Here is a 21,685-nt window from a genome sequence, read left to right on the forward strand (position 1 = left end):
GTGGCGATCAGGAGGGCTGGAGCTGATCCGACGGGCCCGCGAGATCCCCGGCACGGTGGGCGTCCCGCAGCCGCGCGCGACGGTGCGGGGGAGGAGGCGTGCCCGTGGCCCGGTCCGGCACCGTGCGGCGCGGATCCCCTTGGGCCGTCTCCCGCGCGGCCTCGCGGGCGGACCGGGCGAAGGCCTCGACCGCACCCGTGCGCGCTGCGGTCCGCCACACCAGGCCGTAGCCGACCGGCGCCGCTCCGGTGAGCGGCACGTAGGCGACACCCGGCCGGGCGTAGTACGTCGCCGTGTGCGCGGGAGCGAGCAGCGCGCCCCGGCCGGCCGCGACAAGGATCAGCGCCTCCTGCATGTTGGTCACGGCAGGGCCGCGCGCGATCGGCCGTCCGCCCGGTGTGCTGGTGGGGGCGCGGTGCTCGCGCCAGTACTCCGGCTGCTCGCCCTCGACGGTGAGCAGCGGCACCTCGGCCAGGTCCTCCAAGGTCACCGCGTCCCGCGCGGAGAGGGGGTGCGCCGAGCTGATCACGAGGACCCGCTCCTCGGCGAACAGCGCGGGCCCGCCGCCCAGATCGTCCTCGCGTACCGGGAACTCCTGCAACTGGAGGTCGAACTCGCCCTTGCGCAGCTGCCCGTAGGGGTCGCCGAGCGGCACCTCGCAGATCTCCACCACGAGCCCCGGATGTGTGACCCGCAGCGCCTCGGTGGTCTTGATGACGATCTCGCCCGCCAGCGGGTTGGCGAAGCCGACGTGCAGCACCCCGTCGACACCGCGCGCGGTGGCGGCGGCCCGCGCGAGCGCCTCCTCGATGCCGCGGTGGTGCGGAGCCAGGTCGTCGCGCAGCTGCCGCCCGAGCGCGGTCAGCCCGACCCGGCGGCTGGTGCGGACGAACAGCGGCGCGCCGACCCGCCGTTCGAGCCGCTGCACCAGCTGGCTCACCCGCGCCCGGGACAGCCGCATCCGCTCCGCCGTGCGGCCGAAATGCAGCTCTTCGGCGAGCAGGAGAAAGCACTCCAGTTCGTCGCGTTCCATCGAGGTCCCCCAGGCGGAGCGAATCGGTAAGCCTGGTTGAACGAACGTTGCGATCATCGCCGTTGTTCCGTCCGGCCACCGGGACGGAAGGTGGAGCAGCCGCCGAGGAGCGGCCCCAACACCCCTTCTCCACCGAGGAATCACCATGACTGCCACACCCATGACCCCACCGGGACACCAGGGAGCGCTGAGCGCCAGGGACTGGGGCGTTCTGCTCGTCCTGTGCGGCGCGATCTTCCTGGAAGGCATCGACGTGGCCATGCTGAACGTCGCCCTGCCGTCCATCCGCGCCGACCTCGGCCTGTCCACCGGCTCGCTGCAATGGGTGATGAGCGCCTACGTCCTCGGATACGGCGGCTTCATGCTGCTCGGCGGACGCGCCGCCGACCTCTTCGGGCGCCGCCGGATGTTCGTCTTCTGGCTGACGGTCTTCCTGCTGTTCTCCGGACTCGGCGGCCTCGCCTCGGAGGGCTGGACGCTGATCGTCGCCCGGTTCGTGACCGGGGTCGCGGCCGCCTTCATGACACCGGCCGGCCTGTCGATCATCACCACACGCTTCGCGGAGGGCCCGCAGCGCAACAAGGCGCTGCTCATCTACTCGGGCACCGGGGCCGGCGGCTTCTCGATCGGCCTGGTCGCCGGCGGGTTGCTCACGTCGGCCGGCTGGCGCTGGGTGTTCTTCGCCCCGGTGGTGCTCTCCGCGCTGATCCTGGTCGCCGCCCTCGTCCTGGTGCCCAGGTCCCCGCGGCCCGACCGGACCGGCAAGCCCGTCGACCTGGCCGGCGGCCTCACCGTTACCGCCGCCATCGTGCTGATCGTTCTGGGCGTGGAGCGTGCCTCCCACGCGAGCCCCGTCCAGACCGTGCTCACCCTGGGCGCGGGTCTGGCCGCGCTGTCGGCCTTCGTCGCGGTCGAGCGCCGCTCGTCCGACCCGCTGGTCCGGCTCGGCATCCTGCGCGGCGGCGCCCTGGTCCGCGCCAACCTCGCCGCGCTCCTGTTCGCCGCGGGCTTCTTCGGCTTCCAGTTCCTGGTCGTCCTGTACTTGCAGGAACTACGCGGCTGGTCCACCGTGCAGACCAGCTTCGCGATGATCGTCATCGGCATCGACGCGATCCTCTCGCCCGTCCTCGTCCCACGGCTGGTGGCCCGCTTCGGGAACGCGCGGCTGATCCTCGGCGGCCTCCTCGTCACCGCCCTCGCGTACGGCCTGTTCCTGCGGGTCGGCGCCGACTGGACGTATCTCGCGATGCTGCCAAGCCTGCTGCTCCTGGGCATCGCGTTCGCACTCACCTACGGCCCGCTCACCATCGTCGCCACCGAGGGCGTCGCGGAGGAGGAGCAGGGCCTGGCCGGCGGACTCCTCTACACCGCCTTCCAGTTCGGCGCGGCGCTCGGGCTCTCGGCGACCACGGCCGTCAACGTCGCGGCCACGGCGTCGAGCACACCGGCCGCGCTCCTCGACGGCTACCGCGCGGCCCTGTGGGTGCCGCTCGCCGCGGCGCTGCTCGCCGTGCTCGTCGCCGCCTTCGGGGTGCGGACGCGAGCAGGCATCAAGGTGATCGCCACCGCCGAGCAGGCCGCCGACGACCGCCGGGCCGCCGAACTCCCCGCATCCCACTGACCTTCCGCACACCGGCCGAGAAGCTGACTTTCCGCACACCGGCCGAGCATCCGAGAGGAGCACCCGCCGTGCCCACCACCGAAGTCGCCGCGTTCGCCGACCTCCAGGACACGTTCTTCCGCTACGTCCACGACATCAAGTACGCCACGATGATCACCGTCGACCGTGCGAACCGGCCCCGCGCCCGCGTCCTGCTCCCGGTCTGGGAAGTCGTCGACGGCCGCCCCGTCGGCTGGCTCGCGACGTACCGGACCCCGGTGAAGGCGGCCCACCTGGCGCACAGCCCCCACACCACGTACTCCTACTGGAACCCCCGCCAGAACACCGTCCACGTCGACGCGCTCTCCACCTGGGCGGACGACGAGACCGCCAAGCAGCACGCCTGGGACCTGTACCTCAAGGGCGGCCCGCCCGGGGTGGGATACGACCCGGTGCACTACTGGCGGGGCGGCCCGCGGGACCCCGGCTACCACGTGATCCGCGTCGTCCCCTGGCGCATCCAATTGGTACGGGGCTCGGATCTGCGCAGCACGGTCTGGCGCCGGGAGAGCTGACTGCCCCGGGCCCGCCGAGGCCGTTTCCCGCAGGCAGAGCGACACCGAGTCCGCCGGCCGGAGCGTCGTCGATGGTTTCCCGGCGTCACGGAGATCGCCTCCACATCGCGGTGCGCAGGCCCTCGGCCATGTCGGAGACCGCTGGTGCCGCGCCGGAGCCCGTGGCCAGTCCCGCGGTGGCCACGGCGACGAGCAGGGCCAGACCGGCGGCACCGCCGATCTGCTGGGAGGCGGTGGCCAGCGCGGAGGCGGCACCGGCTTCCTGCGGAGCGACTCCGGAGGCGGCACAGGCGAACATCGCGGGGAAGGCCACCCCACCGCCCACGCCCCAGATGACCAGGCCGGGCACCAGGCCCCAGAAGGAGGTGCCGGTGGACATGGCCACGGCCAGCACGATCATGCCCACCCCGTTGGTGAGCATGCCGAGGAACAGGGTGGCCCGCGGCCCCGCCTGACGGCCCTGACCCGCGATCCTTCCCCGCCCTGCCGCCCCCGGCCGTGGCTCTCTGCCTGCGGCTGTGGAGCCGGATGCACGGCCTGCTCACTTTGGAGATCTAGGCCACCTACGCCACCGGGTCACCGACCCGGGCAAGCTCTACGAGGCCGACATGCACGACCTGATCCTCACACTCGGACTGACATCGCAGAGCTAGGGCCTGTTCGGCGGATCTTGTCGCGGGCGCGGGGTCCGGCACGCCGACCTGCGGCGTTGTCGTCGGTTGCCGACGCTCCGCGTCGTCGCCCTCCTCCGCCGTGCATCTCGACGCACCAGATTCCGCTCACCACCACAGAGACGCGCGGGTCACCCGGCTGCGACCTGATCCGCCGGACAGGCCTTAGGGCCTGCCTCCTTGATTCGGGATACCGGCTGTCAGTCGAACAAGCCCGCGTACGGGTTGGGTTCGCCGGTCATCGGGTCCAGGCCCGCATGGAACCGACGTTCCTGTTCCTCGTGATGGACGAAGGTACCCACCCGCCCCCACAGCGAGAGGTCGCTCAGCGGGCACGCATCGAATTCAGCGGTCATGAGGCGCCGCAGGAACTCGGCCATACCGCACTCGAACAGGGCCCAGTACGGGTCGCCGTGTCTTCTCCAGACAACCACAGGCCACTGGTCGGGGTCCGACCCGGTCATGAGCCAACCGAGTTCGTTTGCGTTGCAACCGCTGCCCCAGGGCAGCACCCGATCAGCACCCAGGCCAACCCCGGGCACCCCGCCCTCCGAGGTCCACAGCTCGCGAAAGCCTGCTGTGTGACCGGCGATCGACGCATCCCATCCGTTCCCGGTCGGCAGAGGCGGGAGGACGAGCAGGTCATCGATGCAGCCGCCTCCGTAGACAGGGAAGTACTCAGGTGGGCTTCGACTTCCGTCCAGTCCACCCGCTCGTCCGCACCCCAATCGTGGTGCAGGATCCGCCGCAAGGCCTCTATCTCGGTTCGGCTGTCCACCGGTCCTCCTGGCTACTCGTGCTGGTGCACGATATCCGGCCGATCATCGGTACGCGGGGTCGGTATTCGTCAGAGATGAAGATCTGCCCGCCCGGCGGTACCGTCCTCGCCCCCTTCACCGGCATCGCCGAGCAGCGACTGCACGGAGCCCTCACCCAGGACGACTTCGAACACGGGCCTCAAAAGTCGAACGCGAAGCAACGCTCTCGGGCGACTCCTACGGACCTCATCCGTGGCCGGCCCTAGGTGTATTGACCCGCAGCGTTGTTGCCGCGGGTGATGGGTAGCTGGCCGCCGAGTGCGGTGTGGCAGCGGTGGTGGTTGTAGGTGCGGAGGAAGTCTGCCAGGGCCGCTGTTCGCTCGTCGTTCGAGGTGTAGGGCCGCTGGTAGGCCCACTCGTCGGCGAGGGTGCGGTTGAAGCGTTCGACTTTGCTGTTGGTCTGGGGGCGGTAGGCGCGGGTGAGCTTGCCCCTCGCACCGAGCTCGGCCAGGACGTTCTTCCAGGCCAGGCCCTTGCGGTAGGCCCATGCGTTGTCCGTCAGCACGCGCTCGATCCGGGTGATGCCCATCTCGGCGGCGACATGGGCGACGGGGCGGCCACAGGCGACACGTTCGACCAGCAGGCGCCTGCCGTGGACGGTCAGCCGGGCATTGCGGTGGGACACGAAGACCTCCGTGTGGTGCAGTCCTAGACAGCTCCACCACACCGGAGGTCTTCGCCATGTTCAAGACCCGCCAGTGTCAACAACGCTCGTGATCAATACAGCCGAACTATGCGGTCTCATCGTTCGGGGAACGGCCGGACCGCCACGGAGCTGAAACCGGTTTCCAGGCTGCTCTCGCCTACGCCGGAGAGCATCCGGCCGCGGCGAACTGCGTCCGGTTCTTCGGGCAGATGCGCCATACAGCCGAACAGGCCCGCAACGAATCGCAGTTCCTCCTCAACGGGCAAACTCTGTACCTGTCCGAATACGAGACTAAACCCGACACCGGCAACTGGCTCGCCCACCAGCAGCCCACCCGAGCGCCAGGGCGACCGACTCGCCCTCTGGCTCAACTTGCGCAGCGTCGCGGCCGCTTCCCGGTTCTCTCGTGCAACCCTCGGACGCCTTTGCGCGTCTCCTGTTTGTCGAACGGTGGGTCACGCCTCGAAAAAATTTGGGCAAACACCAACGGATCAACGCCTCATCGAAGCGGGATGTCCGCCGGACGCCTCTGTTCCCAGCAGGAGCTCAACGCATGGCCAAGCACATACGCCCCACCAACCCGCCTCCGACGCGCATCCACGTCGCCACAGCGAAGGCATCGGCGGTGCCCCTGACCGGCGGCCTCCCCGCCGCATCGGCGGGCGCGGCCGAGTCCGTCACGCCCCACAAGGCGGATTTCACCGGGGAGGGTGACGGCGACCTCGCGTTCTCGGCCGGTAGCTCCACTGCGTCCGGGCAGCGGAACGCCGGAGACTTCAACCACGACGGCTTCGACGACCTGGCGATTGTCGCCGAGCACGAGAACGTCGGTACCGACCTCGAAGGCGGCACCGTCGCGGTCCTTCAGGGCTCGGCTTGGGGCGCCTGCCCGGTGGACCACCATCGCCGACTCCGCGGCCTCCTCTCACGACCGCCGGGGCGTGGCCCTCACCGCGAGCGACATCAGCGGCGACGGCTACCCGATGTTCGGGGCGCACGCCGCCAACTGATCCGAAGCCATGAGTAGTTCATCCGACCGGATGACGGGCGATCCCGTCACACCGAGCTGCCGGGCAGACCCGTACTGCGACGTCGGCCACCAGGCCCACCTCGGCGACCACTCATTGGTCGGTCAGCACAGCAACACCCCGACTCGTCATGTCAACAACCCGGTGAAAGGCCCGTCCATGAAGCGTTCGCTCACGTTGATCACCGCGCTGGCGGTCACCGCACTATCGCCTGCAACGGCGCACGCGGCGGTCAAGAAGGCCAAGTCCCCGCTCAGTTGCGAGTCCCGGACGTTCACCTCAAAACCGGGCCCGACCTTCAGCGACCCCGAGGACGCCGACGCCCAGATGAACATCATGGGCCCGATCATCGAATCGATAAACAGCGCCGGTTGCGGGCAGACCATACGCGTCGCCATGTACTCGATAGGAAGCACGAACCCGGGCCCGGAATTCGCGGCCGCCCTGATAGCCGCACACCAGCGTGGCGTCATCGTCAAGGCGTTGATGGACTCCCACAGCGACAATGCGACCTGGCAGTCGATGGTCACCGAGTTGGGCAACGACCCGCGAGCCTCCAGCTTCGCCGCGCTGTGCCCGGGCGGCTGCCTGACCCACTACTCCGGCTCCGCCCTGCACGCGAAGTACTACATGCTCAGCGGCGGCAGCGACGCGAACAGGACGGTGACCGTCAGCAGCGCCAACCCCACCTCCGCCCAGGCCAGAACCGCGTGGAACAGTGCCGCCACCGTCAAGGGCAACGTCGACCTGTACAACTCCTACGTCCGCTACTTCACGGCCATGTCCAAGGGGGCACTCAACGGCCCGGGCCCGCTGGTGCCCGACTACTACAACTCCACCAGCGGCCAGGCAGCCAGGACACTGTCCCCGCCCTCCTACCAGTGGCCCAAGGCGCGCTCCAGAAGCGACACCTGGGTCGACTTCCTTAACAACATCAAGGCGCCGGCGACGATCAACATCGCCATGTTCCAGTGGACCTCTCACGGGCAGCCGGGCGACCGGAACTATCTGGAGCTGCCGAAGAAGCTGGTGAGCCTGGCAAAAACAGGCGTGAAGATACGGATACTCTTCACCGCCGGCCAGGTCGATGGCAGCGTGCAGAACTACCTGAAGGGCCGGCCGAACATCAACGTGCACGACACCACCCGCGGCACCGACGCGAACGGCAACGCTCTGCACTACACGCACGACAAGTACATGATGGTCAGCGGCGGTTACGCGGGTGCGTCCAACTCCAGAATCGTGTTCGTCGGCTCCTCGAACTGGACGAGCAACGGCGTCTGGCACAACGACGAGTCGGACCTCAAGCTGGTCGGCCAGTCCAGCTACGACATGTTCATGACGGACTGGCAGAACCAGTTCAACCGCTGCTGTGGGACCGTGGCACGGCAGTTGAGCGCCAAGGAGCGCGCCGAGAACACGGCACGCGAGATTCCGATCGACCCGGCGCAGGTCGAGGAGTAGGCATTCTCGATCACCGCCGGCCGGTTACTTGCCGAACCCTGCCGTGAGGCCGTTGAGCAACTGCCGACGGCCGAACGCGTACAGAGTCAGGATCGGTAGCGTGGTGGGGACGACGACGGCGAGGACGGCCGGAACGTGCGGGAGCGGATGACGGTGGGGCGGGTGAGCGGGACCAAGACGCAAAGTAACCCACCCTCTACGACCAGATCCTGGCCAACGGGGTGGCGGTCCAGACGGGCTGCGCGCCAGGCCCGCCAACTGGATTCCGGGGCCAGGAGGATGCGCCACAGCACGGTTTTCATGGGTGGGCCTGAGGCTACGGGCTGGGGGAGTGTGGCGGCTTGAGCGGGCCGGTCTCCGACGGCCGACCGCCGGAAAGAGCGGTGAGGGCGTCGTGCAGCACGAGCATGGCGCGGCTGCTGGTGCTCACCGTCCTTGAATCCGGCTCCGGCCTGTTCCCACTGCTGGCCGGGGTGGTCAGCGGAGGGTGCGGAGGAATACGTCCGCTTTGCCGTTGGTGTCTTCGGGGACGAGGTCCTCGGCTGCGGACCGGAAGACCACCTGGCGTCCACCGGCGCTGACCGTGTCGATCCCGGCCGTGGCGGGGCGGTCGGTGACGGTCTCGTCCGTTCCTGTCTCCAGGTCGCGAAGGGTAAGCGGTGCCGGCCCGGACGTACCGGAGGGGGTGTGCAGAAGGTAGCGGCCGGTGGGGTCGATGGCGACGCCCTTCACGCCGGGTACCTGCAGGGCGGTGCCGGAGGCGACGTCGTAGACATACGTGTCGGGGCCCGAGAGGTAGACGACCTTGCTGCCGTCGTCACTGAGCTGGACGAGTTCTGCCGCCCTGTCTGGACCCTCGATCGGGTAGACGACATTGTTGTCGGCCCAGTCCCACAGGAGTATGTCCTGCTCACCGCCGTCCTGGTAGGCGAGACGGGTTCCGTCGGCGCTGATGGACGGCCGGATCGATGCGGTGTTGTGGATGATGTCCACGGTCTGCAGCTCGCCGGTGTCCGGTCTGCGGACCTCGACCCGCTGATTCTGCTCCGGGTACCTGAAGCTGACACTGAACGCCTGCTGGAGTTCGCTCGCGCCCATGGAAGCCTCGCAGGAGTTGAGCGAGCAAGTGTAGGCGTTTGACCATCCCTGGCTCAGATTTTCCTGATAGAGCGCCATGTGGTCGAACCGGGGTGCCAGATAGGCGAGGATCTGCCCGTCGCTGCTGAGCATGGGCGGTGCCGTCGGGGGCCCGCCGAACTGCCGGTTCTGTCCCGTCGTCAGATCGCGAAGGAACACCCGGAGGTTCCTTCCTGTATTGCCGGGGGTGAGGTTGTTCGCGTACGAGGAGAAGACGACGCGGTCGCCGGCCGGTGTGATCGACGGCTGGAAGGAATCGTCGTTGGCTTGAGTGCCGTCGGCCGCGACGCTGATTCTCTCGATCCCGGCCGAGCGGACGTCGGCACCCTCCGCGCGGTCAACGGGTGTGGCCCAGGCCGCTCCAGGCGTGACCGCCGTGATCACGCAGACCACGGCCGCTGCGCTCAGGGCGATCCGCCCACGTCTGGATCCAACCCGGTTCGAAGTCCCCCGCATGTCTCCCCCAGACAACTGCCGCCTCAGTACCCCATTCGGAGAACCATCGACATGCAAACGTCACAGAGCGACGCGGTCAACGCGCAGATGCGCCAGATGACCCGCCGGGAGACATGGTTTCGGCCATCCGGTGACCGTTCCGTCACTCGGCCCTCTCCCGTCACAACGAAGACAGCCAACCTCCGCCCCTTTGGCGACACCGTCTAGGGCGTGTCCGGCCGATCATGTGACCTCAGCGCAGTCCAGCTCGGCGCCGACGACGGCCATGGCGTACGTCAGGGCCGGAGTGGCCCTGCCTCCTGTCATGCGGTGCGTGTGGCCACGGAAATTCTTCTCGTCGGTGCGGTGGTTGCCGGACGCCGGAACGGTCGGACCGATCACGTTGCCGACTTCTCGGACTTGTCCTGTCTCCTCCTCCCCTGAAATAGTTGCGCACACAACAATGTGTGGTTCAGGGGTGGGGTCGAGTGACACATGTGCCGTTCTTCCGGTGGGTGGTCGCGCTAGGTCTGGTCATCTTGGGAGTTTCCTTCGCGGTCTATGCGACGGCTCCGGAAGATCCCGAGACGAAGCAGGTTGACCTGACCGTGCTGAGCGAGAAGTCCGACGGGAGCTGCACCGTCTCCTGGGCCGATCCTTACGCCAAGGAGCGGCGCAAGGGGCACTACCAGTGCGACCCCAACCGGGATCCTCTGCTCAAGGACCGGGCCTACGATCCCGAAACCGGCCACGGCTGGGACACCGGATGGATGGTGACCGACGGATCCCGCAAGGGCGATCTTTTCGTCCTCGGCCAGGGCGACGCGGAGCGCGACAAGGCGATGGACCTCTCGGACGACCTGATCGGGTTGTCGCTCGTGGTGCTCATCGTCGGGGTCGTCGGCGGCAGCATCCGTTCCCTGTACCGGCTCAGCGGTGCGAGTCCCTCGGTCGTCCGCACGGCACGCCGCCTTGAGCAGGTCGCGAGTCGGCTCGCGCAGGATCACGCGCAGGCTGTGGACGCGGTCCGCGTGGCATGGGAGCCGTTGCGGCAGTCCTTGGTGAACGAGGCCCTTGACCAGGTGTCCGTGGAGGAGCTGTGGCATGCGACGGACGGTGGATTCGACGCCGCGGAACTGCGGCGATGTCGCACGCGAACTGCGCGGGACGTGCTCGATGCCGGGACGCCGGTGCTGTCCCGGCTGCCCGGTGTGGAGCCGGGCGCGGCCGAGCGGCTGACCGCCGCAGTGCAGATGCTGGCCGACGATGCGGTGCGGGTCGGCGCCGGCCGGGAACTCCTGGAGCGGTCCGACCCGCGCGTCGCCGACCTGCTCAACGCTCTGAGCGTGCTGGTCCGGGTCGGTCCCGAGGGGCGGGCCGTCGCGGACAGCGCGACCGAGCTGGTCGCCCTGCTCGGACCCCTGCTGGAGAAGGCCGAGCCCGCAGCCGACCGGCGGCAGATGCTACGAGCGGACGCGGAAGAACGCACAGCGGCCAAGCACGCGGTTGGCCTGCTGAGTCGACTGCTCGCCGCGGTCGAACAACGAGGCTCCATCGACCAGTTCGCTCAGACGTCGATCGACCTGCTGCACGGCCCCGACGCGGACCCGGCCGGATTCGCCGCCCGAGTCGACTTCGGGACGCAGCCCGAGAACTACGCGCATCTGCTGACGGAGCTGGCTGTACCGGAACCGCAGCCACTGCCTGTCTGGTGAGCGCGGCACTACGCCGTCAGCCGGTTGCCGCCCGTCTCTCCCGGGTACGAATACGAGCCGCCTGACATACGGTCAGACCCTAGCCCCGGCCTAGAGGGACCGGGGATAGGCGGGTGTCTGGGCTGCGTCGGCAGGTCTCAGCCGACCGTCACCGTGAACCCGTGACTCATCGTCATCAGCGTGCCCACGATGATGCCGACCGCTTGCGGGAAAGGGCGTTTGCACACGTGTTGAAGGGGAGGGTGGCGAGTCAATGCTGCGGTTCGTCGATCCGGGTGTTGATCAAGCCGAGAAGGGTCCGTTCAACGGACTCGACCTCGCGGTTTCAGCGGCACGGCCGGCAGCTCGGGCGCATCCAACCGCCCCCCGTCGTACCCCTTCACCTCCCCAAATCGCGACCCACTCATCCAGTCCTCCCTGGCCCGAGCGATGTCGTCCTGCGACCGCCCGATGAAGTTCCACCACATATCACGGTTCTGACGGTTCTCCCCAGGTCAGAGGCGTGACAGACCCTCGGCAGTCAGCAAAAGGTCAGCATCGGACGCCGAGGAGTCAGCACCACATGGCAGCACGCAAGCTCACCCGCGGTATGGGCACCTTCTTCAGGGACTGTGAGCACCCCGAGTCCCGGTGGTCGAAGTGCCCGCACGCGTACAAGATCCGTTACCGCAACGCGGGAGGCCAGCAGACCGAGGAGGCCGGTTTCGCGAGGCAGGACGACGCGATCGACCGTTTGACGGAGATCTACAACGAGAAGAGGCGCCGGCCGGGGTCCCAGGCCAAGGCGGAGCGCATAGCGAAGTACGGCGCCATGCGTTTCGAGGAGTACGCGATGGAGTGGAAGGGAGGGCAGCGTCACCTGGCCGCCGGGTCGATCCGCCACCTCGACTCGCTCCTGGAGCACCACGTCTTCCCGGCGATCGGCAGCCGGAAGATGCTGAGCTTCGATCACAAGGTGGTCGACGGTTTCATCCGGTCCATGGAGCAGGCGCAGACGGGCCTGGCGACGCAGGCCAACGCCTTCGACAAGGTGCGCGCGATCCTGCTCGACGCCCATCGGCTCGGCCTGTACGCGGACAACCCTCTGGACGGGGTGAAGGCTCCGCAGTACGACCCGGACCGGGCCGTGATCCCTTCGCTGGAGCAGCTGCGGGCGCACCGCATGGCCGGGGACGACGCCTTCACGCTGCTCGTCGACCTGATGAGCGGCTGCGGACTGCGCAACGGGGAGGCGGCCGCCGTCAACCTCAAGAACATCGTCGCGGACGACGTCTACCGGGTGAACGAGCAGGTGGTCCAGGCGACGGGCAAGTACGGGCCGTTGAAGCATCGGAAGACGGGGGAGTACCGCGACGTTCCGCTGCCGGCGCGAGTCCGGGAGACGATCGACTGGTACGCCGAGAAGTACGGCACGGTCGACGGGTATCTGTTGCGCCAGCCGACCAACGCGGCGAAGCCGTATCCCCACTGGGGACTGTCGAACCAGTGGAAGCGCATGAAGGCAGCGGTCGAGGTTGAAATTCCAGAGGGGATGGTGATCTACGGCTACCGTCACTTCTTCGCATCGAACTGCCTAACCAACGGCCTCGCGATCACGGACGTCGCGGAATGGATGGGGCACAAGAGCATCGACGTTACTTTCAAGATCTACCGGCATCTGATGCCCGGGTCGATCGGGAAGGCGGCCCAGGTCCTCGACATGACGTTGGCTGCATGAGATGGCGGCGGTTCCGGAGCCACGACGCTTCGGAACCGCTGCGGCCTCAGCCGAGACGCTGTTGTCGAGCCCACGTGTCCACGTCAGAAATCTTGAATTGCAGTTTGGCGTTCCGCCCGGCCCCAAATTTGTAGGCGGCCAGGCCCATCCGGGGCGCGTCGCGGTAGACCCAGGTGACGGACATGTTTAGGTACTCAGCGGTTTGCTTGGCATCCATGAACTGTGGGCGCACTGGACCTCCAGGATCGACGAGGGAGAACAGTGTCGGTCCGAGCAGTGACTTGGAGAGACCGAGACAGCGTGATATGGAATCGCGCAGGCGCTTGCGTCATGCGGGTTCCCTGTAGGCGCAACCGCGTGCACCGCCGGGAAGGCCTGAGCAGTACCTGTGGGCGCCGTAGTGGGGGGCGGGAAGTCAAGGAAGAGCCCGAAAGGCCCGTACTACCTTGACAGCACGCTCGAGCGGAAGAATGTCTCGGAGGTCAAGGAAGGGGCGCCGCTGCCTCTGTAGATCATCATCGACGCCTGCGCCCCAGTCGCCGGCGCGGCCGTCGAGTTCTGGCTGTTACGCCTGGGGCTACTACTCGGGCCGCTCCAGGCACAACCCGGGCCCACGCGGCCGAGGGTGAGGATGGCAGCGACGAATACGATCAGACGTAACCGCGCGGCTACGGAATTCCCCAACGCCAATGGAGTCGTCAAGTTGTGCACCATCTTCACGGGAGCTGAAGAGATCTTAGCAGCGAGACCTCTGACCGGCGTTCACGCAGCTCAGAGCAGTAGGGACGTTTGCTTGACCTTGGCGGTTCATAGCGGTCCTAGTCGCACCGTGGCGGGTCTGATGCTGACTCATTGCTGACTTCTCTGACGGTGCGTCAGGGGTCAGTTTGTGCTGCGTTCGGTGGCCCACCGTCTTTGGGGCGGTCGTGAATCCTTTGTTGGCGGGGCACGTTGCACTGTGTGGACGCCGGTCCCGAGGCGGATGCCGTGTTGATGGTGGTGACGCGATGGCGGGCGTCGACCCACGCCTGTGTCACGCAGGGGTGGGCGGCGACGTCCCCGGGGCTGAGGGCTGAAGCCGGTCGTGTTGTCGGACACGCCGGAGGCGGTGACCAGGTCGGTCGTCGCGGCCGACGATGCGGTTGCCGGCGTCGGCGTTCCGGCCGTCCCAGTGCACGTGGGCTGATGCTTCCGCGTTACGGCCCTCGGCCCCCCGAACTAGGTGTCATCGCATCCCGGTGAGACCTCGCTGCCGCGGTGCAAATGATGCGGGCGCTGGTGGCGGCGGTGATGCCTGCTGCAAGAGGCTGCGCGCCTCAACCGGTCTAGCCGAACCGTTCGGTTTGGCAGTGAGCACGTACGCCTGTAGAGTCAAACCGAACCGTTTGGTATGGGCAACTGGAGGTCCTCATGTCCGACACCATCAAGATCGCAATCGTCACCGGCTCCAGCCGTGGCATCGGTCGGTCCATCGCCCTGGCGCTGGCCCAAGAGGGCCAGGACGTGATCGTCACGTATCGCTCCAACACCCAGGAGGCCGAGAACGTCGTCAAGGCGATCCAGGGCGTCGGTCGTAAGGCTGTCGCCCTCCAGCAGGACGTCGGCGACACCAGCTCGTTCGACGCCTCCGTCGAGCAGATCCGCGCCGCGCTGAAGGACAACTGGGGCCGCGAGACGTTCGACTACCTGGTCAACAACGCCGGCATCGGAATCACCAAGCCGTTCGCCGCCCTCACTGAGGATGATTTCGACGCCATGGCGAACGTCCACATCAAGGGTGTGGTGTTCCTGACCCAGAAGCTCCTGCCGCTGATGAACGACGGCGGCGGCATCGTCAACATCTCCTCCGGCCTCACTCGCGTCACCGCGCCCGCCGCCGGCGGCTACGCGATGATGAAGGGCGCCGTCGAGGTCTACACCCGTCATCTGGCTGCCGAGGTCGGGCCGCGCGGCATCACCGTGAACGCGGTGGCCCCCGGCCCAACCGCCACCGACTTCGGCGGCGGCTTGATGAAGGACGAGAACGTCCAGGTCGGCATGGGGCAGATGAGCGTCTTCGGTGAGATCGGCACCCCTGACAACATCGGCTCCACCGTCGCGGCAGTCCTGTCCGGTGGCATGCATCGCGTCACCGCCCAGCGCATCGAAGTCGGTGGCTTCAGCGTCTGACAGTGGCGGCCTCCAAAGGGTGTGCTTCGCGCAATGACCCTCGGCCCGACCGGCCAGAGAGGCTTCGTTGTCCCGCCGCGGTGCCATCAGAAGCTTGACTGGGGTGACGGCTGTCCGGTTCCCATTTCGGCGCGCGGTGGTGCCGGGAGGTGGCGGTGCTTGCGTAGGCCGAGTCGTATCGTGACCCTCCGAGGCTGGCGTACGGTATTTTTGGCGTTCACTGCCATGGTGGCTCGGGACGGCAAGAGCGGCGTGATCTGCGAGGGGCCCCGGCGGTGCTTCAGGATGTGATCCGAGGAGGAACAGTGATGGCCCCGCGCACTCGTCCGGAGGACGTAACGTCCTCATCGACGTCGGGCACGGAGGGCCGTCGGACGGGACGTCCGCCGCTGACTGAGCGTCGCAAGGACGCGACCAGGTTGGAGATCGCCTACGAGGCGGTCCGCTTGTTCACGGAGCAAGGAGTCCAGGCGACGTCCGGTGAGGACATCGCGAAGGCGGCAGGCATCTCGCCTCGGACCTTGTGGCGGTACTTCCCGTCCAAGGAGCAGTGCGTGCGCCCGCTGTTGACCCGGGAACTGGACAGGATCGCTCGGCGGCTCGTCGAACTCCCGGCCGACCGACAGTTGGTCTCGGCGATCGAGGATGACTTCCCGGCGGGCGGCGAAGGACCTGATGCGGAGGGCTTGGCGGCGTTGCGCGGACTGATTCGCCTGACCCGGAGCGAGCCGACGATCCTGGCGGTCTGGCTGCAGGTGCACCACGAGGCCGAGGCCGTCTTCGCCGACGTCATAGCTGAGCGGCTTGGCCTGCCCAGGGACAGTCTGGAGGTGCGGGTCAGGGCCTCGATGATCAACGGTGCCCTGCGCACAGCTTCCGAGGACTGGGCGTTGTCCCAGCTGTCCGAAGGTGTCGCCGCCTCATCGGCCCATCAGGATATGGCGCGTCGGGCCATGCGCATCGCCGCTGAAGGGCTGGGCTGCTGAGCGCAGAAGCACCTGCGCGTCGCGCTCGGCCGGTTCGGCGGTCCTAGAGGGGGAGCGGGGTCGGCGGGCCGGTCGTCCGTGCGGGTGTTCAGGCGAGATGCTGCCACCAGCCGTCGACCTCGGGCGGGGTGTCGACGTCGACACGTTCGCCTGGGCGCGGGACGGCCAGCGGAACGCCGCCCTCCTTCGCCGCACGCAGGACGAGGTCCGCGGGCTCGGCCCAGTCGTGCAGGGCCAGGTCGAAGGTGGCCCAGTGCAGTGGAACGAGGAGGCCGCCACGGACGTCTTGGTGCGCTGCGACCGCTTCCCACGGCGTCATGTGGATGTCCGCCCAGTTCTCCCCGTAGGCACCGATCTGCATGAGGGTGACATCGAAGGGGCCGTGGGCCCTGCCGATGGCAGCGTAGCCAGGGAAGTAGCCGGAGTCGCCGCTGTAGAAGACGCGCCTGTTCGGGCCGGCCAGGACCCACGATGCCCACAGGGTGTTGTTCTGGGCGGGGCCGCGGCCGGAGTAGTGCCGGGCTTCGGTGGCGGTGAGCCGCACACCGGCGATGGTGACGCTTTCGTCCCAGTCCAGTTCCACGATCCGGTCGGCCGGGACACCCCAGCGTTCCAAGTGCGCGCCGACGCCGAGGGGCACCACGAACGGTGCCGACTGCACACGTACCAGCTCCCGGACGGTCGGTGCGTCCAGGTGGTCGTAGTGGTCGTGGGAGATGACCACGGCGTCCAGACGCGGCAGCCCTGCGAGTGGTACCGGGTTGGGGTGCAGACGGCGGGGCCCGGCCAGCGGCACGGGCGAGCAGCGCTCACTCCACACCGGGTCGATCAGGACCCGGCGCCCCTCGATCTCGACCAGGGCTGAGGAGTGCCCGTACCAGGTGACGTACAGCCCGTCAGGACCCGGCTCGGCGACGGGCGCCGGAGCCACCACCGGCACGGGCCCGGGCGGACGGCGACGGCCGAGCAACCATTCCCGCGTCATGCGCAGGCCCTGCCCCTGCACCAGGGTCTCGGTCGGAATCCGATTGAGGAAGGCGCCGCCCTGGTATTGCGGAGACCGGCGCACACGGTCCGCCCGTTCCCCGGCCGGGGCCGCGCCGAGCGCGCCCATCACACCCTTGGCCGTGAAGGCCATGGCTCCCGCGCCGATCAGGGCCGCCACAGCGGCCGCTCCGCGCAGGGCACTTCTCTTCGTCATCCCATCCGTCCTTGCGTGCACCGATCCTCGTCCGCCGCTTGCTCGCCGGGGCGGTGTGGGCCGCCCCGGCGCCTGCTGCCCTACTTGCCGTCGGCTGCCAGGATCCTGCGGAGCCAGGGGAGACGCGCCGCGCAGGCGTCCCGGGAGACCGCCGCGTCCGGGGCCATCTGGTCGAAGCCGTGGAAGGCGCCAGGCCACACGTGCAGTTCGGCCTGGCCTCCGGCCTGCCAGATGCGGCTCGCGTACGTGACGGCCTCGTCGCGGAAGGTCTCGGCGGAGCCGACGTCGATGTACGCAGGCGGCAGCCCGGACAGGTCCGTGGCGCGGGCGGGCGCGGCGTAGGGGGAGACGTCGTCGGTGCCGCGCGCCTCGCCCAGCAGCGCGGTCCAGCCTGCCTCGTTGGACGCGCGGTCCCACACGCCGAGGTCCGCCATCTGGTGGGCGGAAACAGTGTCGTTGCGGTCGTCGAGCATGGGGTACATCACGAGTTGCGCGAGCAAGGCGGGGCCGCCGCGGTCGCGGGCCAGCAGCGCGAGTGCGGCAGCGAGGCCGCCACCGGCGCTGGCTCCGGCCACGATGACGCGCTGCGGGTCGAAGCCGAGTTCCTCGGCGTGCTCAGCGGTCCATACGAGACCGGCGTAGCAGTCCTCGACGGGTCCGGGGTGCGGGGTCTCGGGGGCGAGCCGGTACTCCACGGACACCAGAGCGACGCCCAGCCCGTCGATGAGGTTCAACAACTCGGGGACACCACCGCGGTTGTTGCCGCTGATCATGCCGCCGCCGTGGGTGTGGTAGATCACCGGGGTGGGGGTCGTCGAAGTGGTGGGCCGGCAGATCAGCAGGGAGATGTCCGGGGCGCCCAGGGGCCCCGGCACCGTACGTTCCTCCACCGTGAAGGCACCGTCCCGAGTGAACACTTCCTCCGGTATCGGCTCCGCGCCCATGCCCTGGCGCAGGAACGCGAGGTTGGCCGGATCGGCGAACGCGTTGGGCGGCAGGACCTCGTTGATCGCAGCCAGCGGGGCAGCGAGTTCCGTGTCGAACGGCGGAGGCGGTCCGACGGGAGTACGGGCGGGGTCGGAAACTGAGGTTGTCATGTCGACTCCTTGCGGGTTGTGGCTGCCGGCGGTGTTCCGGCCCCAAGAGCGGTGCGAAGATCGGAGGTTGGGGCCGCTGGTCACATGGCCGGCCGGGCGGCTGCGAGTTCGTTGATGTCGGCCGTTTCCAGGACGTGGCGGGGTGCGCCGCTACGCGTGGCCTGGATCATGGCCTGTCCCAACTGGAGGCTGGTGGTGACGTACCGCGGTGCGATGCGCCGGAGCAGGGGATAGAGCGGAGTGACCACGCGATAGAGCAGGACGTAGGACTTGGTCTTCGCCTTGGTGCCGGGCAGCGGCATGATGAACGCGGGGCGGAACATGAAGGACCTCTGGTCCAGTTCCAGCAGGGCGTTCTCCGTCTCGCCCTTCACCCGCGCCCACATCATCCGGGTCTTGCCCGTGCCGTCGGTGCCCGCACCTGAGACGTAGCAGAACGCCAGGTCGGGGCTGGCGGCCAGCAGGGCGCGGGCGGCGGCCAGGGGGAAGTCGTAGGAGACCACTCGGTAGGCGGGCTCCTTCATGCCGGCTGCGGAGGTGCCCAGGCAGTAGAAGCAGGCGTCGTAGCCGCCGAGTTGGTCTTGGACGGCGGTGAAGTCGGTGAAGTCCTCGTGGTGGAGTTCGCGGAGCTTGGGGTGGTCGCGTCCGGTGGGTGTGCGGCCGACGACGAGGACGTCGGTGACCGCCTCGTCGCGCAGGCAGGCCTCCAGGACTCCCTGGCCCACCATGCCGGTGGCGCCGAAGATGATGATGCGCACAGTGATCCTCTTCTGTCGTCGTGCTGCTGTGCCGCGGAGCCACCGCGCTCTGCGGGGTCAGACGGGGAACTTGACCTCGGTGAGCTGTTCGGACACGGCCCACAGACGCTGCTGTACGACCACATCGTGGGACTTGGCGCTGGAGGTAACCACCTTGGGAAAGCCGCGCGTTCCTCCCATTCCGCCCGGACCGAAGTACTGGCCACCGGACACGGCCGGGTCGGTGGCCGCCCGCAGCGTGGGCAATGCGCCCATGGCGGCGTTCTGAGTGAACAGCGGCAGAAGCAGATCCGCGGTCTTGCGGAAGGGGCCGGGCAGGTTCTGTTGGAGCTCGGTGGCGGCGGCGCCGGGGTGGGCCGCCGCGGCGATGGTGGTGCCCTGCGTGGCGAGGCGGCGCTGGAGCTCGTAGGTGAACATCAGGTTGGCGAGCTTGGCCTGGCCGTAGGCGGCGACGCGGTTGTAGGAGCGGTCGAACTGCAGGTCGTCGAAGTGGATGTCGGCGCGGATCCGGTGGCCGAAGCTGCTGACGGTCACCACCCGGGAGCCCGGCACGGGCAGCAGTGCGTCCAGCAGCAGACCGGTCAGCGCGAAGTGACCGAGGTGGTTGACGCCGAACTGCATGTCGAAGCCGTCCTGCGTCTTCTGCCGGGGCGTGTACATCACACCGGCGTTGTTGATGAGCAGGTCGATCCTGGGATGTGCGGCGCGCAGTTCACCGGCCGCGTCACGGACCGACTCCAGAGACGCAAGGTCCAGGCGCTGAAGACTGATGTCTGCCTTGGGTACGCGGGCGGTAATGCGCTCGACGGCCTGGCGGCCCTTGTCGAGATTGCGGACCGCAAGGACGACGTGCGCGCCGTGTTCGGCGAGGACCCTCGCGGTCTCGAGGCCCAGGCCGCTGTTGGCACCGGTGACGACCGCGACGCGGCCTTCCTGCCGCGGGACGTCGTTCTCGGTCCACCGAGGGGCAGCGGTCTTGCCTGACATGATCTTGCCTTTCCGTCCGTGAACTTCAGGGAGCTCCCCCCCCCAGGGCCTGGCCCCGGCCGCCTCGCCCTCACTCGGGCCGGGCGGGGCGGCCGGGTGCTTACGCGGGTGGGTCAGCCCTGGGCTGCCTGCGAGAGGTCGGCCCAGTCGCTCCAGCCCTTGAGTCGCTCGCCGTAGACATGCTTCACGGTGTCGACCATGTGACTGCCGAACAACACGCGCAACGGCGGGTTCTCGGCATCGACGATCTTGAGCAGCGCCTGGCCGGCGGCGGTGGGGTCGCCGTACTCGGTGCTGCTGAGCTGCTCGGCCAGCAGGTCGCGCAGCGGCTGGTAGGCGGGGTTCGGCTCGGCGTGCACGGCCGAGGACCCGCCCCAGTCGGTGGCGTAGCCGCCCGGCTCCACCAGGGTGACCTTGATGCCGAACCCGGCGACCTCCGCCGCGAGGGACTCGGACATGCCCTCCACCGCCCACTTGGACGAGTGGTAGACACCGGTGTGCGGGAAGGCGGTGACGCCGCCGACGCTGGAGACCTGGACGATGTGGCCGCTGCCCTGCGCACGCAGGATCGGCAGCACGGCCTTGGTGACGTTGAAGACACCGAACACATTGGTCTCGAACTGGTCGCGCACCTGCTGCTCGGTGACCTCCTCGATCGCGCCGAACAGGCCGTAGCCGGCGTTGTTGACGACCACGTCGAGCCGGCCGAACTTCTCGTGCGCGGCGGAGACCGCGGCCTGGACAGCGGCGTTGTCGGTGACATCGAGGGTCAGCGGCAGGACGGCATCGCCGTACTTGGTGGCCAGGTCGTCCAGCGCGCTGACCTTGCGGGCGGTCGCGGCGACCTGATCGCCGCGCTCCAGTGCCGCCTCGGCGAAGGAGCGGCCGAAGCCGCGGGACGCGCCGGTGATGAACCAGATCTTGCTCATGGGAAAACCCTTCACATGCTCCTGACGGCTGTGCGCTCAAGCGCTGTCTCCACCGTAACGCAGATTTCTAGACTCGTCTAAAGTTCGATGCGTCTAGGAAGTAACATGCGGCAAGGAGGTGCGATGAACCTGCGGGAACGGAAGAAGCTGGCGGCATGGCGCGCCATCAGCGGCGCCGCGCTGCGCCTGTTCGAGGAGCAGGGCTATGAGGCGACCACGATCGAGCAGATCGCGGCAGCCGCCGACGTGTCACGAGCCACCTTCTTCAACTACTTCGCCGGCAAAGAAGCGGTCGTCTTCGACCAAGACCCTGAAGCACGTGATCGCTGGCGTGCGCTGCTGGAGTCCCGTAGCCCGGGCGAATCGCTGTGGGATTCGCTGACCGCCGTCCTGGTCGAGGTCAATGAGGGGCTGCGGGAGCGCATGCCGTTGATGCGCCGCCTCAAGACACAGACGCCGGCCCTCGCCCGGGCGAGCCAGGCATCAGGGGAACAGCTCCGTACGGATCTGCAGAACTGGATCCTCGCCCAGGTCGACGGCGACGAGGACGCCATGACCGCGACCCTGCAGCTCAACCTGGCGCTGGCGGCTTCCGCCACGGCGTACCAGAACTGGCGGGCGGACGAGGACTTCGACACCTACCTCCGGCGGCTGACTACGTGTTTGGAGCAGGCGGGCGCCGGAGTGGCTTCCTTCGCACCCTGACCGGAGGGCGAGGG

At 68.3% G+C, this 21,685-nt stretch carries 21 protein-coding genes and 3 pseudogenes; 11 read left to right on the forward strand and 13 right to left on the reverse strand.

Annotated elements, in window-relative coordinates:
• Positions 1 to 7: 7 nt before the first annotated feature.
• Positions 8 to 1,033 carry a LysR family transcriptional regulator gene (locus ABII15_RS35500; protein ID WP_353946387.1) on the reverse strand — a complete coding sequence of 342 codons (1,026 nt, stop codon included), beginning with the start codon at positions 1,031 to 1,033 and terminating at the stop codon, positions 8 to 10.
• Between the two features lie 145 nt (positions 1,034 to 1,178).
• Here ABII15_RS35500 and ABII15_RS35505 point away from each other — a divergent pair, with 145 nt between their 5' ends.
• A complete protein-coding gene (locus ABII15_RS35505) occupies positions 1,179 to 2,654 on the forward strand; it encodes an MFS transporter (protein WP_353946388.1) in 1,476 nt (491 codons plus the stop codon).
• 68 nt (positions 2,655 to 2,722) lie between these two features.
• Positions 2,723 to 3,208 carry a pyridoxamine 5'-phosphate oxidase family protein gene (locus ABII15_RS35510; RefSeq protein WP_353946389.1) on the forward strand — a complete coding sequence of 162 codons (486 nt, stop codon included), beginning with the start codon at positions 2,723 to 2,725 and terminating at the stop codon, positions 3,206 to 3,208.
• Between the two features lie 85 nt (positions 3,209 to 3,293).
• Here ABII15_RS35510 and ABII15_RS35515 read toward each other — a convergent pair whose 3' ends face one another.
• Positions 3,294 to 3,680: an MFS transporter gene (locus tag ABII15_RS35515; RefSeq protein WP_353947307.1), complete on the reverse strand. Its 387-nt coding sequence runs from the start codon at positions 3,678 to 3,680 to the stop codon at positions 3,294 to 3,296.
• A gap of 399 nt (positions 3,681 to 4,079) precedes the next feature.
• On the reverse strand, positions 4,080 to 4,343 hold the full coding sequence (locus tag ABII15_RS35520) for a hypothetical protein (RefSeq protein ID WP_353946390.1): 264 nt from the start codon (positions 4,341 to 4,343) through the stop codon (positions 4,080 to 4,082).
• A gap of 218 nt (positions 4,344 to 4,561) precedes the next feature.
• Here ABII15_RS35520 and ABII15_RS35525 point away from each other — a divergent pair, with 218 nt between their 5' ends.
• Positions 4,562 to 4,903 carry a hypothetical protein gene (locus ABII15_RS35525; protein WP_353946391.1) on the forward strand — a complete coding sequence of 114 codons (342 nt, stop codon included), beginning with the start codon at positions 4,562 to 4,564 and terminating at the stop codon, positions 4,901 to 4,903.
• Here ABII15_RS35525 and ABII15_RS35530 read toward each other — a convergent pair.
• Positions 4,900 to 5,364 carry an integrase core domain-containing protein gene (locus ABII15_RS35530; RefSeq protein ID WP_353946392.1) on the reverse strand — a complete coding sequence of 155 codons (465 nt, stop codon included), beginning with the start codon at positions 5,362 to 5,364 and terminating at the stop codon, positions 4,900 to 4,902. The two genes, ABII15_RS35525 and ABII15_RS35530, sit on opposite strands and share 4 nt — an antisense overlap.
• Positions 5,365 to 5,423: 59 nt before the next feature.
• Here ABII15_RS35530 and ABII15_RS35535 point away from each other — a divergent pair.
• The 3 genes and pseudogenes from ABII15_RS35535 to ABII15_RS35545 all read left to right on the forward strand — a co-directional run.
• Positions 5,424 to 5,519 (forward strand): annotated as a pseudogene (locus ABII15_RS35535) (GNAT family N-acetyltransferase); the annotation flags it as partial.
• A 377-nt stretch (positions 5,520 to 5,896) separates the two neighbouring features.
• Positions 5,897 to 6,370 (forward strand): FG-GAP repeat protein, encoded by a 474-nt coding sequence (locus ABII15_RS35540; protein ID WP_353946393.1) that lies wholly within the window; start codon positions 5,897 to 5,899, stop codon positions 6,368 to 6,370.
• Between the two features lie 160 nt (positions 6,371 to 6,530).
• The gene (locus ABII15_RS35545; RefSeq protein ID WP_353946394.1) at positions 6,531 to 7,835 is read left to right on the forward strand and encodes a phospholipase D-like domain-containing protein; all 1,305 of its coding nucleotides are present in this window, start codon (positions 6,531 to 6,533) and stop codon (positions 7,833 to 7,835) included.
• Between the two features lie 24 nt (positions 7,836 to 7,859).
• Here ABII15_RS35545 and ABII15_RS35550 read toward each other — a convergent pair.
• From ABII15_RS35550 to ABII15_RS35560, 3 genes and pseudogenes are all read right to left on the reverse strand, one after another.
• Positions 7,860 to 7,973, reverse strand: a pseudogene (locus tag ABII15_RS35550) (carbohydrate ABC transporter permease); the annotation flags it as partial.
• A 339-nt stretch (positions 7,974 to 8,312) separates the two neighbouring features.
• The gene (locus ABII15_RS35555) at positions 8,313 to 9,356 is read right to left on the reverse strand and encodes a hypothetical protein (RefSeq protein WP_353946395.1); all 1,044 of its coding nucleotides are present in this window, start codon (positions 9,354 to 9,356) and stop codon (positions 8,313 to 8,315) included.
• A 294-nt stretch (positions 9,357 to 9,650) separates the two neighbouring features.
• Positions 9,651 to 9,809 carry a hypothetical protein gene (locus ABII15_RS35560; RefSeq protein WP_353946396.1) on the reverse strand — a complete coding sequence of 53 codons (159 nt, stop codon included), beginning with the start codon at positions 9,807 to 9,809 and terminating at the stop codon, positions 9,651 to 9,653.
• A gap of 95 nt (positions 9,810 to 9,904) precedes the next feature.
• Between ABII15_RS35560 and ABII15_RS35565 the strand changes: the two genes are divergently transcribed.
• Positions 9,905 to 11,122, forward strand: a complete 1,218-nt coding sequence (locus ABII15_RS35565) for a hypothetical protein (RefSeq protein ID WP_353946397.1) — start codon at positions 9,905 to 9,907, stop codon at positions 11,120 to 11,122.
• Between the two features lie 302 nt (positions 11,123 to 11,424).
• Here the strand turns inward: ABII15_RS35565 and ABII15_RS35570 are convergent.
• Positions 11,425 to 11,589, reverse strand: a pseudogene (locus ABII15_RS35570) (pirin family protein); the annotation flags it as partial.
• Positions 11,590 to 11,684: 95 nt separating this feature from the next.
• Between ABII15_RS35570 and ABII15_RS35575 the strand changes: the two are divergent.
• The 3 genes from ABII15_RS35575 to ABII15_RS35585 all read left to right on the forward strand — a co-directional run bounded on the left by ABII15_RS35575 (position 11,685) and on the right by ABII15_RS35585 (position 15,994).
• Positions 11,685 to 12,839 (forward strand): tyrosine-type recombinase/integrase, encoded by a 1,155-nt coding sequence (locus ABII15_RS35575; protein ID WP_353946398.1) that lies wholly within the window; start codon positions 11,685 to 11,687, stop codon positions 12,837 to 12,839.
• Positions 12,840 to 14,249: 1,410 nt separating this feature from the next.
• Positions 14,250 to 15,008, forward strand: coding sequence for an SDR family oxidoreductase (locus ABII15_RS35580; protein WP_353946399.1), 759 nt, complete (start codon positions 14,250 to 14,252; stop codon positions 15,006 to 15,008).
• A gap of 419 nt (positions 15,009 to 15,427) precedes the next feature.
• Entirely contained in the window at positions 15,428 to 15,994 is a 567-nt protein-coding gene (locus ABII15_RS35585) for a helix-turn-helix domain-containing protein (RefSeq protein ID WP_353946400.1), read from the forward strand.
• A gap of 88 nt (positions 15,995 to 16,082) precedes the next feature.
• Here the strand turns inward: ABII15_RS35585 and ABII15_RS35590 are convergent, their stop codons facing one another.
• From ABII15_RS35590 to ABII15_RS35610, 5 genes are all read right to left on the reverse strand, one after another.
• A complete protein-coding gene (locus ABII15_RS35590; protein ID WP_353946401.1) occupies positions 16,083 to 17,195 on the reverse strand; it encodes an MBL fold metallo-hydrolase in 1,113 nt (370 codons plus the stop codon).
• An 80-nt stretch (positions 17,196 to 17,275) separates the two neighbouring features.
• Positions 17,276 to 18,292 (reverse strand): alpha/beta hydrolase, encoded by a 1,017-nt coding sequence (locus ABII15_RS35595; protein ID WP_353946402.1) that lies wholly within the window; start codon positions 18,290 to 18,292, stop codon positions 17,276 to 17,278.
• 80 nt (positions 18,293 to 18,372) lie between these two features.
• On the reverse strand, positions 18,373 to 19,050 hold the full coding sequence (locus tag ABII15_RS35600; protein ID WP_353946403.1) for an NAD-dependent epimerase/dehydratase family protein: 678 nt from the start codon (positions 19,048 to 19,050) through the stop codon (positions 18,373 to 18,375).
• Between the two features lie 57 nt (positions 19,051 to 19,107).
• Complete coding sequence (locus ABII15_RS35605; protein WP_353946404.1) at positions 19,108 to 20,037, reverse strand: SDR family NAD(P)-dependent oxidoreductase; 930 nt, start codon at positions 20,035 to 20,037, stop codon at positions 19,108 to 19,110.
• Between the two features lie 113 nt (positions 20,038 to 20,150).
• Positions 20,151 to 20,966 carry an SDR family oxidoreductase gene (locus ABII15_RS35610; protein ID WP_353946405.1) on the reverse strand — a complete coding sequence of 272 codons (816 nt, stop codon included), beginning with the start codon at positions 20,964 to 20,966 and terminating at the stop codon, positions 20,151 to 20,153.
• Positions 20,967 to 21,089: 123 nt separating this feature from the next.
• On the opposite strand from ABII15_RS35610, the gene ABII15_RS35615 reads away from it, so the two are divergent.
• Complete coding sequence (locus ABII15_RS35615; RefSeq protein WP_353946406.1) at positions 21,090 to 21,671, forward strand: TetR family transcriptional regulator; 582 nt, start codon at positions 21,090 to 21,092, stop codon at positions 21,669 to 21,671.
• Positions 21,672 to 21,685 lie beyond the last annotated feature (14 nt).

The sequence above is a fragment of the Streptomyces sp. HUAS MG91 genome (assembly GCF_040529335.1).
Lineage (GTDB): Bacteria > Actinomycetota > Actinomycetes > Streptomycetales > Streptomycetaceae > Streptomyces > Streptomyces tabacisoli.